The sequence below is a fragment of the Acidovorax sp. genome, assembly GCF_016783915.1.
In the GTDB taxonomy this organism is placed as follows: Bacteria; Pseudomonadota; Gammaproteobacteria; order Burkholderiales; family Burkholderiaceae_C; genus Acidovorax.
This window is the reverse complement of record NZ_JADHVT010000124.1, coordinates 1-13,884: the sequence shown is the minus strand read 5'-3', so window position 1 is coordinate 13,884 and position 13,884 is coordinate 1. Positions and strand designations below refer to the sequence as shown.

The 13,884-nt window shown below is 66.8% G+C and carries 9 protein-coding genes; 2 read left to right on the top strand and 7 right to left on the bottom strand.

Annotated elements, in window-relative coordinates; genetic code table 11:
- Positions 1 to 668: 668 nt before the first annotated feature.
- The 4 genes from ISS20_RS18665 to ISS20_RS18650 all read right to left on the bottom strand — a co-directional run bounded on the left by ISS20_RS18665 (position 669) and on the right by ISS20_RS18650 (position 8,141).
- Positions 669 to 2,165 carry an efflux transporter outer membrane subunit gene (locus ISS20_RS18665; RefSeq protein WP_291438420.1) on the bottom strand — a complete coding sequence of 499 codons (1,497 nt, stop codon included), beginning with the start codon at positions 2,163 to 2,165 and terminating at the stop codon, positions 669 to 671.
- 100 nt (positions 2,166 to 2,265) lie between these two features.
- Positions 2,266 to 5,499, bottom strand: a complete 3,234-nt coding sequence (locus ISS20_RS18660) for an efflux RND transporter permease subunit (protein WP_291438418.1) — start codon at positions 5,497 to 5,499, stop codon at positions 2,266 to 2,268.
- Between the two features lie 29 nt (positions 5,500 to 5,528).
- Positions 5,529 to 6,791: an efflux RND transporter periplasmic adaptor subunit gene (locus ISS20_RS18655; RefSeq protein WP_291438416.1), complete on the bottom strand. Its 1,263-nt coding sequence runs from the start codon at positions 6,789 to 6,791 to the stop codon at positions 5,529 to 5,531.
- Between the two features lie 468 nt (positions 6,792 to 7,259).
- A complete protein-coding gene (locus ISS20_RS18650; protein ID WP_291438414.1) occupies positions 7,260 to 8,141 on the bottom strand; it encodes an alpha/beta hydrolase in 882 nt (293 codons plus the stop codon).
- A gap of 184 nt (positions 8,142 to 8,325) precedes the next feature.
- Between ISS20_RS18650 and ISS20_RS18645 the strand changes: the two genes are divergently transcribed.
- Both ISS20_RS18645 and ISS20_RS18640 read left to right on the top strand, forming a co-directional pair.
- Positions 8,326 to 9,243 carry a LysR family transcriptional regulator gene (locus ISS20_RS18645; protein WP_291438411.1) on the top strand — a complete coding sequence of 306 codons (918 nt, stop codon included), beginning with the start codon at positions 8,326 to 8,328 and terminating at the stop codon, positions 9,241 to 9,243.
- Positions 9,244 to 9,330: 87 nt separating this feature from the next.
- Positions 9,331 to 9,612, top strand: a complete 282-nt coding sequence (locus ISS20_RS18640; RefSeq protein ID WP_291438409.1) for a VF530 family protein — start codon at positions 9,331 to 9,333, stop codon at positions 9,610 to 9,612.
- Positions 9,613 to 9,766: 154 nt separating this feature from the next.
- Here the strand turns inward: ISS20_RS18640 and ISS20_RS18635 are convergent, their stop codons facing one another.
- The 3 genes from ISS20_RS18635 to ISS20_RS18625 all read right to left on the bottom strand — a co-directional run.
- Entirely contained in the window at positions 9,767 to 10,726 is a 960-nt protein-coding gene (locus tag ISS20_RS18635; protein WP_055400923.1) for an alpha-E domain-containing protein, read from the bottom strand.
- Between the two features lie 2 nt (positions 10,727 to 10,728).
- A complete protein-coding gene (locus tag ISS20_RS18630; protein WP_291438405.1) occupies positions 10,729 to 12,324 on the bottom strand; it encodes a circularly permuted type 2 ATP-grasp protein in 1,596 nt (531 codons plus the stop codon).
- Positions 12,325 to 12,409: 85 nt separating this feature from the next.
- Positions 12,410 to 13,884 (bottom strand): DNA internalization-related competence protein ComEC/Rec2 (locus tag ISS20_RS18625; protein WP_291438403.1); only part of this gene is annotated, 1,475 nt, incomplete at its 5' end.

The following is a 13,884-nucleotide window of genomic DNA, read 5'->3' as shown; positions in this document are numbered from 1 at the left end:
GCGGTGCTCGGGTTTGGCGGGGTCTCGCTCAACTCGCGCCGCTGCGCGTCGCTCAGACACACGCGAGCCCTGATCCGCCAAACCCTGCGCTCCTCGGCGCATCCACAGGGGCAAGGGGAGCAGAACATCCACACGGGCCTTTGCTTCGCTCGGCCTCTCTCGCGGGCGCAAGCGCCACGCGCTGCGTAGGCGCGGCCGAGCGCAGCAATGGCCCGAGTGGATGTCCGGCTGTTTGGATGTTCGGCTGTCCCACCCCCTGCTGGCTACGCCTGCGGCGGGGCGGTTGGGGGGTGGCACGCGCGTCGCAGCGCGCGTGCTTCGTGCTCAGACTCGCCGTGGCTGTCTGAACGAAGCTGCAACGCAGCGCAGTGAGTTCCACGGCGCACCCCGCAACCGCACCGACGCAGGTTTGCCCCTTCGCAACGCGAAGGGGTCGCAGACTGGGGGGCGCCTTTTCTTTGGTGACTTTCTTTTGGCGAAGCAAAAGAAAGTTACTCGCACGCCGGGCGACTCCCGGCCTCCGCCCTCAAGCCAGGCACGCGGTCAAATCAACGCACCGCAGCGTAGGCACACGCAGTTCAAAAGAGAAACAAGCAAGCAGCACACTACAAAAAGAATAGCTACCCAGGCAATTTCCACTAGCGCAAGCAGCCCAAACCGCTCAAAAACTACTGCGACACAGCCGCCACCTTCACCACAGGCTGATCCCCCCACCCGCCCCCGAGCGCCCGAATCAACCCCACCGTCGCCACAGACTGCGCCGTCCGCACCTGCAGTTCCTGCCGCCGATTGCGCAACTCGCTACGCCGCGCGTCCAGCAACTCCAGCTGACTCACCAAGCCATTGCGATACCGCGCATCCGACAACTGCGTGGCCCGCCGCGCAGCCGTCACCGCACGTCCCTGCGCCTCGGCCTGGCCGGAGAGCAGGCGCAGCGAGGTCAGCTGATCCTCCACGTCACGAAACGCATTCAGCACCTGCCCCCGGTGATCGGCGAGCGCAGCCTCCAGGCGCGCCTTCGCCCCCTCGATCTGCGCATCGCGCTGGCCGCCGTCAAAGATCGGCAGCGACAGCAGCGCACTCACGCCCCATGCACGGGCCGACCACTTGAACAGGTCACCCAGCTCGGGCGACGCATGCCCCGCATTGCCGGTGAGCGTGACGGCCGGGAACCAGGCCTTCTGCGCCACGCCCACGCGGGCTTGCGCGGCCAGCACGGCAGTTTGTGCGGCCGACACATCAGGACGACGCGCCAGCACCGTGCCAGGCACGCCAGGCGGGATCACCGGCAACGCGGCATCGCCCGTCGCGGGCGGCAGCACGAAGCCGCTGGCCACCTCGCCCGCCAGCACGGCCAGCGCGTTGGTCAGCAAGGCCTGCTGGCGCTGCAACGCCAGGGCTTCGGATTCGGTGGCGGCCACCTCGGTCTGCACACGGGCTACGTCCAGCTCAGCCACATCGCCCGCCTGCAGGCGGCGCTGCGTCAGGCGCAGCGTGCCTTCGTAGGCAGACAAGCTCTCTTGTACCAGCACCTGCTCGGCCTGCACGGCGCGCAGCTGCAGATAGGTTTGCGCCACGTCGGCCTGCACCATGAGGCGCGTGCTCTGCAGCAGGGCTTCGCGCGCGTCGGCGTCCAGCCGCGCGGCGTCGCTGGTTTGCGAGAGACGGCCAAACAGGTCCAGCTCGTACGAGGCGTTGAGCCCCGCCGTGCCCAGCGTGGATGGCACCACGCTGCCCGTGCTGTTGACACCGGCCTGACGTGCAACGCCCGCCGAGGCGCCCACTTGCACCGAGCGCGCAGCATCGGCAGAGCGCAGCAGCGTGCGGGCCTCGGCCAGGCGTGCGGCGGCCTGCTGGATGCTGGTGTTGGCCTGGCCCGCGCGCTGCACCAGGTCGGCCAGCACCGGGTCTTGAAAGCCCAGCCACCATTCGCCGCGTGGCTGTGCCTCGGCGGGGGCAGCCACCGTCCAGGGGGCGGCGGGCAGCGCGTCGCCACCTGCCGTGAAACTGGTGGGCACGGGCACGCCCGCATGCGGCGCGGGGGCCACGGGCTGGGTCATGCAACCGGCCAGCACCAGGGCGGCGGCCAGGGGCGCCAGCAGGCTGCGTTTGCGCACGGCAAGGGCACTGTCGGTGGAGTTCTTCTTCAATAGCAGATCGGTCATGGTTGGTCTCCTGCCCCAGCCGATGCTCCCTCTGCAACCGGCAGCGTGGACATCGTGGAGCGAGCATTCAGGGCCACAAAGGCGGTTGTGGTCGTGAGCATCATTCGTGCTCCTTGCGGGGCGCAGCCAGCACCGGCTGGCCCATGCCACCCCCGTGCGGCGTCTGCGAGATGAGCGCCACATGCGCGCCGTGCTCCACCAGCGGGCGGTTGCCAGCCAGCTTGCGCAGCAGCACGTAGAACACGGGCGTGAGGAACAGGCCGAAGGCCGTCACCCCGATCATCCCGGCAAACACCGCCACGCCCATGGCGCTGCGCATTTCGGCGCCTGCACCCGTGGACAGCACCAGGGGCAGCACACCCATCACGAAGGCCAGCGAGGTCATCAGGATGGGACGCAAGCGCAGGCGGCTGGCTTCGATGGCGGCCTGGACGGGCGTGCGCCCGGCAAACTCCAGCTCGCGCGCAAACTCCACAATCAGGATCGCGTTCTTGGCCGACAGCCCCACCAGCACGATGAGCCCGATCTGCGTGAACACGTTGTTGTCGCCCTTGGTGAGCCACACGCCCGTCATCGCGGCCAGGATGCCCATGGGCACGATCAGGATGATGGCGATGGGCAGCGTCAGGCTTTCGTACTGCGCGGCCAGCACCAGGAACACCAGCAGGATGGCCAGCGGGAACACCAGCACGGCGGAGTTGCCGGCCAATATCTCTTGGTAGGTCAGCTCGGTCCACTCGAACGTGATGCCCTGGGGCAGCGTCTCCTTGGCAATGCGCTCGATGGCCGCCTGCGCCTGGCCCGATGAATAACCGGGCGCGGGCCCGCCGTTCACATCAGCAGCGAGGTAGCCGTTGTAGCGCATGGCGCGCTCGGGGCCAAAGCTGGGCTCCATCTTCATCAGTGCAGACAGCGGCACCATCTCACCGGTGGCAGACCGCACCTTGAGCAGGCCCACATCTTCAGCCCGCGCCCGGTAGGCCGCATCGGCCTGCACGCGCACGCTGTAGGTGCGGCCAAACTGGTTGAAGTCGTTGGCATAGAGGCTGCCCAGGTAGATCTGCAGCGTGTCGAAGATGTCCGTCACCGGCACACCGAGCTGACGCGCCTTGGTGCGGTCGATGTTGGCGTACAGCTGCGGCACGTTGACCTGCCAGCTGGTGAACAGCCCCGCTAGCTCCGGCGTCTGGTAGGCCTTGGCCATAAAGGCCTTCACGGCGTTGTCCATGGCTTCGTAGCCCAGCGAGGCACGATCTTCGATCTGCAGTTTGAAGCCTCCCGTGGTGCCCAGGCCCGCCACGGGGGGCGGCGGGAACATGGCGATGAACGCGTCCTGGATGCTGCCAAACGCCTGGTTCAGCTGCCCGGCCACCGCGCCGCCGCTCTGGTCGGCGCGGGTGCGCTCGGCAAAGGGCTTGAGCGTGGCGAACACGATGCCGGCGTTGGAGCTGTTGGTGAAGCCGTTGATCGACAGGCCTGGGAAGGCGATGGCGTCCTCGACATTCGGGTTCTCCTTCATGATTTCGCCCATGCGACGGATCACGTTCTCGGTGCGGTCCAGCGTGGCGCCGTCAGGCAACTGGGCAAAGCCGATCAGGTACTGCTTGTCTTGCGCGGGCACAAAGCCGCCGGGCACGATCTTGAACAGGCCCATGGTTGCTCCCACCAGCGCGAGGTAGATCACGAACATCAGTGCCTTGCGGCCGATGACGCGCTTGACGCCGCCGCTGTAGGCCTCGGAGCCGCGATGGAACAGACGGTTGAAGCCCCGGAACAGGCCACCAAACACCTTGTCCATGCCACGCGTGAGCGCGTCCTTGGGCTCGTTGTGGCCCTTGAGCAGCAGTGCTGACAGGGCGGGCGACAGGGTCAGCGAGTTGATCGCCGAGATCACCGTGGAGATCGCGATGGTCACCGCGAACTGCTTGTAGAACTGGCCGGTGAGGCCACTGATGAAGGCCAGCGGCACGAACACTGCCACCAGCACCAGCGCAATCGCGATGATGGGGCCGGACACTTCACGCATGGCGCGGTAGGTGGCCTCGCGCGGGGTCAATCCCGCCTCGATGTTGCGCTCCACGTTCTCCACCACCACGATGGCGTCGTCCACCACGATGCCGATGGCCAGCACCAGGCCGAACAGGCTCAGGGCATTGATCGAAAAGCCCAGCAGGTGCAGCACCGCAAACGTACCCACCACCGACACCGGCACAGCCAGCAGCGGGATGATGGACGCGCGCCAGGTCTGCAGGAACAGGATCACCACCAGCACCACGAGGGCGATGGCTTCGAGCAGCGTGTGGATCACGGACTTGATCGAGGCACGCACAAACTGCGTGGGGTCGTACGCAATGCGGTACTCCACACCTTCGGGCATGTTCTTCTGGATCTCGTCCATGGTGGCGCGCACGTTGGCCGAGATGTCGAGCGCGTTGGAGCCCGGCGCCTGGAACACGCCCATGCCCACGGCCGGGTCGTTGTTGAGCAGCGAACGCAGCGAGTAGTCGGCCGCGCCCAGCTCCAGGCGGGCGATGTCGCGCAGGCGCGTCACCGCACCGTCCGCACCGGTCTTGACGATGATGTCGCCGAACTCTTCTTCGGTCTGCAGGCGGCCCTGGGCGTTGATGGACAGTTGCAGGTCCACGCCGGGCAGGCCGGGCGATGCGCCCACCACGCCGGCGGCCGCCTGCACGTTCTGACCGCGGATGGCGGTCACCACGTCGCTGGCCGACAGGCCGCGCTGCGCGACCTTTTGCGGGTCGAGCCACACACGCATGGAGTAGTCGCCGCCGCCGAAGATCTGCACCTGGCCCACGCCGCCGATGCGGGCGAGGCGGTCCTTCACATTGAGCACCGCGTAGTTGCGCAGGTAGTCGATGTCGTAGCGGTTGTTGGGCGAGACCAGGTGGACCACCATGGTCAGGTCGGGCGCGCTCTTGACGGTGGTGACGCCCAGGCGGCGCACTTCCTCGGGCAGGCGCGGCTCGGCCTGCGAGACGCGGTTTTGCACGAGCTGCTGGGCCTTGTCGGGGTCAGTGCCGAGGGCAAAGGTCACGGTCAGCGTCATCACGCCGTCGGTGGTGGCCTGGCTGCCCATGTAGAGCATGCCTTCCACGCCGTTGATGGACTCCTCAAGCGGCGTGGCCACGGTCTCGGCGATCACCTTGGGGTTCGCGCCCGGGTACTGTGCGCGCACCACCACGGAGGGCGGCGCGACTTCAGGGTATTCGGAGATGGGCAGACCGCGCAATGCGATCAGCCCCCCGAGGAAGATGAGCACCGACAGCACCCCTGCAAAGATGGGGCGGTCGATGAAAAAACGGGACAGGTTCATGGATGCAAAATTCCTTCGGTCGCTCTGGCTCAGGCCGCTGGCGACTTGGCTGCGTTCTTGGCTTGCTTGGGGTCAGTGGCCAGCTCGGCCTTGGCGGCCATGGGGACCGGCTGTGGCGCCACCACGGCGCCGGGGCGCACGCGCTGCAGGCCGTTGACGACGATGTTCTCGCCCGCCTTCAGACCCGACGTGACCACGCGCAGGCCGTCAATCGGCGCGCCCAGGGTGACCTCGCGGTACTCGGCCTTGTTGCCCTCGCCCACCACCATCACGAACTTCTTGTTCTGGTCGGTGCCCACGGCACGCTCGTTGATGAGCAGCGCTTGCGTGTTGCGGGCCTGGCCCATGCGGATGCGGGCGAACTGGCCGGGGATGAGCGAGCCGTCTTCGTTGTCGAACACGGCGCGCACGCGCACGGTGCCGCTCCGGGCGTCCACCTGGTTGTCGATGAGCTGCAATTTGCCCACATGGGGGGTGCTGCCCGCAGTGCCGGTGCCCATCTGCACAGGAATGCGCTCGATGAGCTGGCGCGCGCTATTGCCACGCTGGCCGCTTTGCAGGTCGGCGAGCGCCTTCACCACGATCTGCTCGTCGGTGTCGAAACTCGCGTAGATGGGACTCACCGACACCAGCGTGGTCAGCACGGGGGCGCCCGCACCGGCCGCCACCAGGTTGCCCACGGTGACTTCGATGCGGCCCACACGGCCCGCCACCGGCGCACGCACCTGGGTGTAGCCCAGGTTCAGCTTCGCGGTCTGCAGAGCGGCCTGGGCGGCGCGCAGGTTGGCATCGGCCTCGCGCTGAGCGTTCAGGCGCTCGTCATGCTCGCGCTGGGCAATGGCTTTTTCTTCGAGCAGGCGCGTGGCGCGCTCCAGTTCGCTGCGGGTGTACGACAGGCGGGCCTGTGCAGCCACCACCTGGGCTTCGGCGCGGTCCACTTCGGCGGCGTAAGGGGCGGGGTCCACCGTCACGAGCAGCTCGCCCTGCTTGACCAGCGAGCCTTCGCGGAAGTGCACGGCCTGCACGGCGCCCGAGACGCGCGGGCGCACGTCCACGCGCTGCACGGCTTCGAGCCGGCCGGAGAACTCGTCCCACAGGGCGATGTCTTTTTGGAGCACGGCCGCTACCGACACCGGCATGGCCGGGGGCGCAGCAGGGGTGCCATCGGCTTGGGCGGCGGGCGCCTGGAACACCAGAACAGCGGCGGCCACGGTGGCCGTCACGGCCGTGGCAAGGGTGGCCAGACCCAGGGGGCGGCGCTGGGAGAACTTGGAGAAGGATGGGAAGTTCATGGTGACTTTCGATCAGTAGGGGTGCCCTTGTGGAGCACGCTGTGAAGCTTGTCTGCCGTGCGCTGGCGCCTGTGGGCTGTGCTCGGCAGGGGTCAATGCAAAAGGGGCGGAATGCAGTCTCGGCAATGACACAGTGGAAAGGTCAATACCCCGGCGACAAACACCGGGGCGGCCTGCTCGTCTCCGTCAAAAGACGCTGCGGTCCAGCGTGCTGTGACAGCGGCCGCAACCCAACGGGATAAGGGATGTATTCATGGTTCGTTCTTTCCTCCGTGTCGTTTGAATGGGTGGCGCGGCCTCTGGAACCTGCAGGCAGGACAACGCCGGGCAAGCGTTATCCCTCCGGCACGCCGGGCCGGAAATCAAGGTGCAAAAAGGGGGTGGGGCTCGCGATGAGTCCGCGTTCTTCTGCCTCCACCAGGGTGGAGGTCAGCAGCTGTCAGGGGTATGAGAGGGTGTCAGGGGCCGTCAGGACGGCACCGGACTTCGCGTGGAGGCAAAGAACTGCCGGAACTGCTCCTGCGCACCCGCCGCACACGGACATTCGTGCGGGCCGGTCTGCAGCAGGGCATCGGGCCACTGCGGGTTCTTGGAAAACACGTGGCGGGTGACCGGCAGGCCAGCAGCCTCCAGCCGGGCCGCGTAGGCCAGCGCCTCGTCGTGCATGGGGTCGGTGTCGCCCACCAGGATCAGCGTGGGTGGCAGCCCCGCCAGGCGCTGCGCACCGGCAGGCACCGCATAGGGGTGCTCGGCATCACGCGGGCAGCGCAGAAAGTTGCGCCAGCCCTCGGTCCACTTGCATCCCGTGGAATCCCCCGTGGCCTCGCGCAGCGACGCGGTGCCCACACAGGGGTCCAGCATGGGCGACAGCAGGATCTGCCCCGCCAGCGGGGGGTGAGACTGGTCACGCGCCATCAGTGCCACGGCCGCCGCCAGGTTGCCACCGGCCTCTTCGCCCGCAAGGTACACGGCGGCGCCCTGCCCGCCGAGCTTGGTGCGGTGCTTGTGCACCCACTTGAGCACACCGTAACCCGTGTCCACCGGCTGCGGAAAGGGCGTGAGCGGATAGGCGACCGACACCACCACGGCCCCGGCACTCTCCAGCAGCGAGGCCACCGTGCAGCCGTTGTCCAGGTCCCCCGACATGAAGGCCCCGCCGTGGAAGTGCACGACCACCGGCGACGCCTGGCCGGTCTTCTTGCGGCCGTACATGCGCACTGCCACGTCCTGCCCTTGGGCCACCTCAATGGTGGAGTCGGCGCACACAGACGAAGTCGCCCCGGACGCCTTGGCGGGCGTCGCAGCAGACTGCGATGGCGAAGATGACGAAGACGGGCGGTCGGGCTGCATGGCAGGTACCCAGTAAGTAGGTGGAGCGTCGGTTGACGATGGATGAAATGTAGTGGCTTGGGCCTTTCTGATAAACAGGTCAAACACCACCGCACTGTTTCCAAAAGCTCAACAATCAAACCGTGGTGCCCGTGTGAGAATTCTTCAGCACCCAATCTGGGTGCTGATGACTCAAGGAGAAGCCATGGACCAGATTCAGGCCATGCGCATATTCGTGCGGGTGGTGGAGGCCGGCACGTTTACCCGGGCAGCGGATTCGCTGAACCTGCCCAAAGCCACGGTGACCAAGCATGTGCAGGCGCTGGAGGAGCGCCTGCGCGTGAAGCTGCTCAACCGCACCACACGCCGCGTGACGGTAACGCCCGATGGCGCGGCCTACTACGACCGCACGGTGCGCCTGCTGACCGACCTGGACGACATCGAGGCCAGCATGACCAACGCGCGCGCCAACCCTCGCGGGCGGCTGCGCATCGATGTGGGCACGTCAGTGGCGCAGTTGCTCATCATTCCGCACCTAGCGGAGTTTCATGCCCGCTACCCGGACATCCAGGTGGACCTGGGCGTGAGCGACCGCACCGTGGACCTGATCGGGGACAACGTGGACTGCGTGATCCGGGGGGGCGAGCTGAGCGACCAGTCGCTGGTGGCGCGCCGCATCGGCAACCTGGAGTTCGTCACCGTCGCTGCGCCCGACTACCTGGGGCGCAAGGGAACCCCAACGCACCCGCTGGAGATCGAGGAGAAACACGCCAGCGTGATCTATTTTTCGCCACAGAGCGGGCGGCACTACCCGCTGGAGTTTCGCCGGGGCGATGAGTCCATCGATATCACCGGCCCCTACCAGCTGAGCGTGAACGAGAGCAACGCCTACGTCACGTCCATCGTGGCGGGCCTGGGCATTGGCCAGATCACCAGCTGGCAGGCCCAGCGGCACTTTGATAGCGGCGCCCTGGTGCGACTGCTGCCCGACTGGACCCAGCCCCTGCTGCCCGTGTATGTGGTGTACCCGCCCAACCGCCACCTGAGCGCCAAGGTGCGCGCTTTTGTGGACTGGGCGGCCGAACTTTTTCAGCGCGAGGCACACCTGCAGCGCACAGCCTGACTCCCCCGTGCCGCTCCACGGTGACAAGGGTTAGATTCATGCTGGCCTCACACGACGTAGTTGCCCTCTGTCTGTATGCTTGGAGCCATGAGTACCCCAGAGACACCACCGCCACCGCCACCAGCCAGCAAGCCCACCCAGCCGCGCAACCCCCTGCACGGAGTAACACTCGAAGCCATGGTGGTAGGCCTGGCCGATTATTTTGGCTGGGATGAGCTGGGGCAGCAGATCCCCATCCGCTGCTTCCAGATCGACCCCAGCGTGGGCTCCAGCCTCAAGTTCCTGCGCAAGACCCCCTGGGCGCGCGAGAAGGTCGAGAGCCTCTACCTCTTCATGCTGCGCGACCAGCGGCGCAACGCGCAGGAGTAAGAGCAACGAACAAAACTCCCCCTGGCGTCGTTGTCGCGCCTTGCCGTACTGCTTGTACTGCCTGCTGCGAAACGCCTAGCCAGGGCCGCTTCGCTGAGTTTTGTTGGCCGCTCTGAACCACGCCCCCCGCGCCGCGGCCTTTTCTTGGTGCCTCTCAGTCGCCCGAGGTCACCAAAAAGTCGCGGCTGATGCCGCCACCCAGGTCGTTGACCCGGTCCAGGAACTGCGTAAGGAACGCGTGCAGGCCCGTGGCCAGGATCTCGTCGATCCGGCCGTACTGCAGGTCCGCCAGCAAGCGCCCAGCCCTGCGGCTGGTTTCGGCGGACTGCCCGTTGGCCAGCACGGCCAGGTTGTCCACCACCTCGCGCAGGCACGCGTGCAGCGAGCGCGGCATGTCGCGGCTCAGGATCAGCAGGTCGGCCACGCGCCCGGGCGTGATCACGTCGCGGTACACCTTGCGGTACACCTCGAACGCCGACACGCTGCGCAGGATGGCGCTCCAGTGGTAGAAGTCGCTCTCCTGGTTGCGGTCGCTGGGGCGGCCGAAGAAGTCGTTCTTGACGGCGTGGAACTTCACATCCAGCAGACGCGCGGTGTTGTCCGCGCGCTCCAGGAAGGTGCCCATGCGCAAGAAGTGAAACGCCTCGTCCTGCAGCATGGTGCCCAGCACCACGCCGCGCGAGAGGTGCGAGCGGTACTTCACCCATTCAAAGAACTGGCCTGGGTCGCGCTCGAAGGCGCCGCCTTCCAGTTGCCGGTGCAGCTCCAGCCAGGTCTGGTTCTGCGTCTCCCACACCTCGGTGGTCAGCGCTCCGCGCACGGCCCGCGCGTTCTCGCGTGCGGCACGCAGGCACGACAGGATGGACGACGGGTTGTTGCCATCGTGCACCATGAACTCCAGCACGTTGGCGGGCGTGACTTCACCATGTTTGGCGGTGTAGGCAGGGATCAGCTCGCTGATGGACAGCAGGCCCTCCCAGCCTTTTTGCGCCACATCGGCGGCTTGGGGCAACAAGGAGGTCTCGTAGCTGACATTCAGCATCCGGGCTGTGTTCTCAGCCCTTTCTGTATAGCGGGACATCCAGAACAAATGGTCAGCGGTGCGGCTCAGCATGTTCAGAGGCTCCCTTGCGATTGGCTTTGCGACTGACCCTGGCCCAGGGACTGCGATTGCGATTGCGATTGCGATTGCGATTGCGATTGCGATTGCGATTGCGATTGCGATTGCGACTGGGATTGCACGGCCTTGGGTTGCGCGGAAGGCGTACCCTCGCCCAGCACCCAGGTGTCCTTGGTGCCGCCGCCCTGCGACGAATTCACTACCAGCGAGCCCTCTTGCAGCGCCACGCGCGTGAGGCCGCCGGCGGCCATCTGCACCTCGCGACCGCTGAGCACAAAGGGGCGCAGGTCGATGTGGCGGGGAGCGATGCCGCTTTCCACATACGTGGGACAGCTCGACAGGCTGAGCGTGGGCTGCGCGATGTAGCCCGCCGGGTTGGCCAGCAGCGCGCGGCGAAAGTCCTCGATCTCGGCCTGCGTGGCTGCAGGGCCGATGAGCATGCCGTAGCCGCCAGCACCGTGCACCTCCTTCACCACCAGGTCCTTGAGGTTGGCCAGCACGTGCTGCAGGTCGTCCTGCTTGCGGCACATCCAGGTGGGCACGTTCTTGAGGATGGGTTCCTCGCCCAGATAAAAGCGGATCATCTCGGGCACGTAGGGGTACACCGATTTGTCGTCGGCCACGCCCGTACCCACAGCGTTGCAGATACCCACATTGCCTGCGCGGTAAGCCTCCATGAGGCCGTAGCAGCCCAGGGTGGAATTGCGGCGGAAGACTTGGGGGTCGAGGAAGTCATCGTCCACGCGGCGATAGATCACGTCCACCCGCTGCAGGCCGCGTGTGGTGCGCATGTACACGAACTTGTCCTTGACCACCAGGTCCTGGCCCTCCACCAGCTCCACACCCATCTGCTGGGCCAGGAAGGCGTGCTCGAAGTACGCGCTGTTGTGCATGCCGGGCGTGAGCACCACCACCGTGGGCTCATCCGCCGTGGCGGGGGCGCTGGCGCGCAGGGTTTCGAGCAGCATGTCGGGGTAGTGGGCCACCGGCGCCACCTTGTGCAGGCTGAACAGCTCGGGGAACAGCCGCATCATCATCTTGCGGTTTTCGAGCATGTAGCTCACACCGCTGGGCACGCGCAGGTTGTCTTCGAGCACGTAGTACTCACCATGGCCCTGGGCATCGGGGGCGCGCACGATGTCGATGCCTGCGATGTGCGCGTAGATGTCTTGCGGCACATGCACACCGGCCATCTCGGGCCGGTATTGCGCGTTGTTCAGGATCAGATCGGCGGGCACGATGCCGGCGCGGATGATGTCCTGGCCGTGGTACACGTCATGGATGAAGCGGTTGAGCGCAGTGACGCGCTGCACCAGCCCCTGCTGCATGCTGGCCCACTCGTGGGCCGGGATGATCCGTGGGATCAGGTCGAACGGAATCAACCGCTCGTTGCCTGCGCCGCCCTCGTCCTTGGCGCCATAAACGGCGAAGGTGATGCCCACGCGCCGGAAGATCATCTCGGCTTCGGCCCTGCGGGCCTGCATCACGTCAGGGGGCTGTTTGCTCAACCACTGCGCATAGCGCTTGTAGTGTTCCCGCACATCGCTGCCATCAAAAGGCAGCATGGCGTACATCTCGTCAAATTTCTGCATGAACGGGCCTCCTGCGATCAGGATAGCAAGTTGTGAGCCCGCCCCCGCGCAACACCCCTGGCGGCGCTGCGCCATCAGCCTCGAATCAGTCGTCCCGTGGCACCATGCGGTGCTGCCAATAGCGCTCACCGGTGTCGCGTTCACAGGCCACCTGCGCGGGTTGCGACGAGGACCAGCGGGCCGCACCACAGCGCGAAGACTCCACCACCGCAATATGGCGCGCGCGGTACCGCTGCAACACCTCCGGCGCCGGATGACCAAACCGGTTGCGGTACCCGGCCTGCACCAAAGCAGTGCGCGGCTGAACGGCCTCCAGAAAGGCCACTGATGACGAGGTCTTGCTGCCGTGGTGCGGCACCAGCAGCAGGTCGGCCCGCAGGGGCGCGCTGCGCGCCAGCAAGGCTTGCTCCTGTGGCGCCTCGATGTCGCCCACCAGCAAGGCCGAGGCCCCCTCTGGCCCGGCGGCCGTGATGCGCAGCACGCAGCTGAGTGCATTGGGACGCGGGGCCTTGGCCGCCTCTGGGGCGTCGTCACCGGGCAGCGGATGCAGCACCTCAAAAGCCACGCCATCCCACTCCCAGCGCTGACCTGCCAGGCAGGGCGTGCTGGGGCGCAAGCGCTGCAGGGCGTGCTCGGCTTCGATGGAGCCGGTCAGTTCGGCGCCCGGCTGCTGGGCCAGCACGGCCGCTGCACCGCCTGTGTGGTCGGCATCGCGGTGGCTGAGCATGAGCACATCCACCTGCTCCCCCAGCGCCCGCAGCAGCGGCACCAGCACGCGGTGGCCCGCATCGCTCTCGCGGCTGAAGCGCGGCCCCGCGTCATACAGCAGGGTGTGCGTGGCCGTGCGCACCAGCACGGCATTGCCCTGGCCGATGTCGGCGGCCAGCAGCTCAAACTGCCCTGCGGCCGGCCGCGCGGGCTGCCACCAAAACACCGGCAGCAGCAGGGGCAACGCTAGCAAACGCAGGCGCCAGGGCAGGCGCATGGCCAGCAGCGCGCCCCCAGCCACCGCCGCCACACCCGCCCACAGTGGCGCGGCCGGCAAAAACACGGCAGCCCAGGGCCACTGCGCCAGCCACTGCAGCAACGCAGTGAACGGCTGCAGGCTGAGGGCCGCCGCACTCCACAGCGGGGCCCACAACACGCCCGCCAGCGCCAGCGGTGTGACCACCAGGGTGACCCAGGGTATGGCCACCAGGTTGGCGACAAAGCCCACCAGCGACACCTGGCCAAACAGCAACAAGCCCAAGGGCGTCAGCGCCAACGTCACCACCCACTGCTCGCGAACCAATGCATAAAATCGGCTTGTAGCGCTAGTGTCACCTGCCTCAGCAGCTATTGGATTGGTAGCAAACAACACACCTACGGCCACAAAGCTCAACCAGAAGCCCGCCTGTGCCAGCGCCCAAGGGTCTACCAGCACCACGGCCCCGCAGGCCAGCAGCCACACCTGGGGCCAGGGCCAGCGGCGACCGCTCCACTGCAGCAGCCCCACAATGGCCAGCATGGTCACCGTGCGCTGCGCGGGCACGCCCCAGCCGCTGAACAGGGCGTAGGCAG

What these genes read in the sequence shown, in the direction of transcription:
- ISS20_RS18665 (WP_291438420.1), bottom strand. Translation starts at nt 2,165, where the DNA reads ATGACCGATCTGCTATTGAAGAAGAACTCCACCGACAGTGCCCTTGCC.
- ISS20_RS18660 (WP_291438418.1), bottom strand. Translation starts at nt 5,499, where the DNA reads ATGAACCTGTCCCGTTTTTTCATCGACCGCCCCATCTTTGCAGGGGTG.
- ISS20_RS18655 (WP_291438416.1), bottom strand. Translation starts at nt 6,791, where the DNA reads ATGAACTTCCCATCCTTCTCCAAGTTCTCCCAGCGCCGCCCCCTGGGT.
- ISS20_RS18650 (WP_291438414.1), bottom strand. Translation starts at nt 8,141, where the DNA reads ATGCAGCCCGACCGCCCGTCTTCGTCATCTTCGCCATCGCAGTCTGCT.
- ISS20_RS18645 (WP_291438411.1), top strand. Translation starts at nt 8,326, where the DNA reads ATGGACCAGATTCAGGCCATGCGCATATTCGTGCGGGTGGTGGAGGCC.
- ISS20_RS18640 (WP_291438409.1), top strand. Translation starts at nt 9,331, where the DNA reads ATGAGTACCCCAGAGACACCACCGCCACCGCCACCAGCCAGCAAGCCC.
- ISS20_RS18635 (WP_055400923.1), bottom strand. Translation starts at nt 10,726, where the DNA reads ATGCTGAGCCGCACCGCTGACCATTTGTTCTGGATGTCCCGCTATACA.
- ISS20_RS18630 (WP_291438405.1), bottom strand. Translation starts at nt 12,324, where the DNA reads ATGCAGAAATTTGACGAGATGTACGCCATGCTGCCTTTTGATGGCAGC.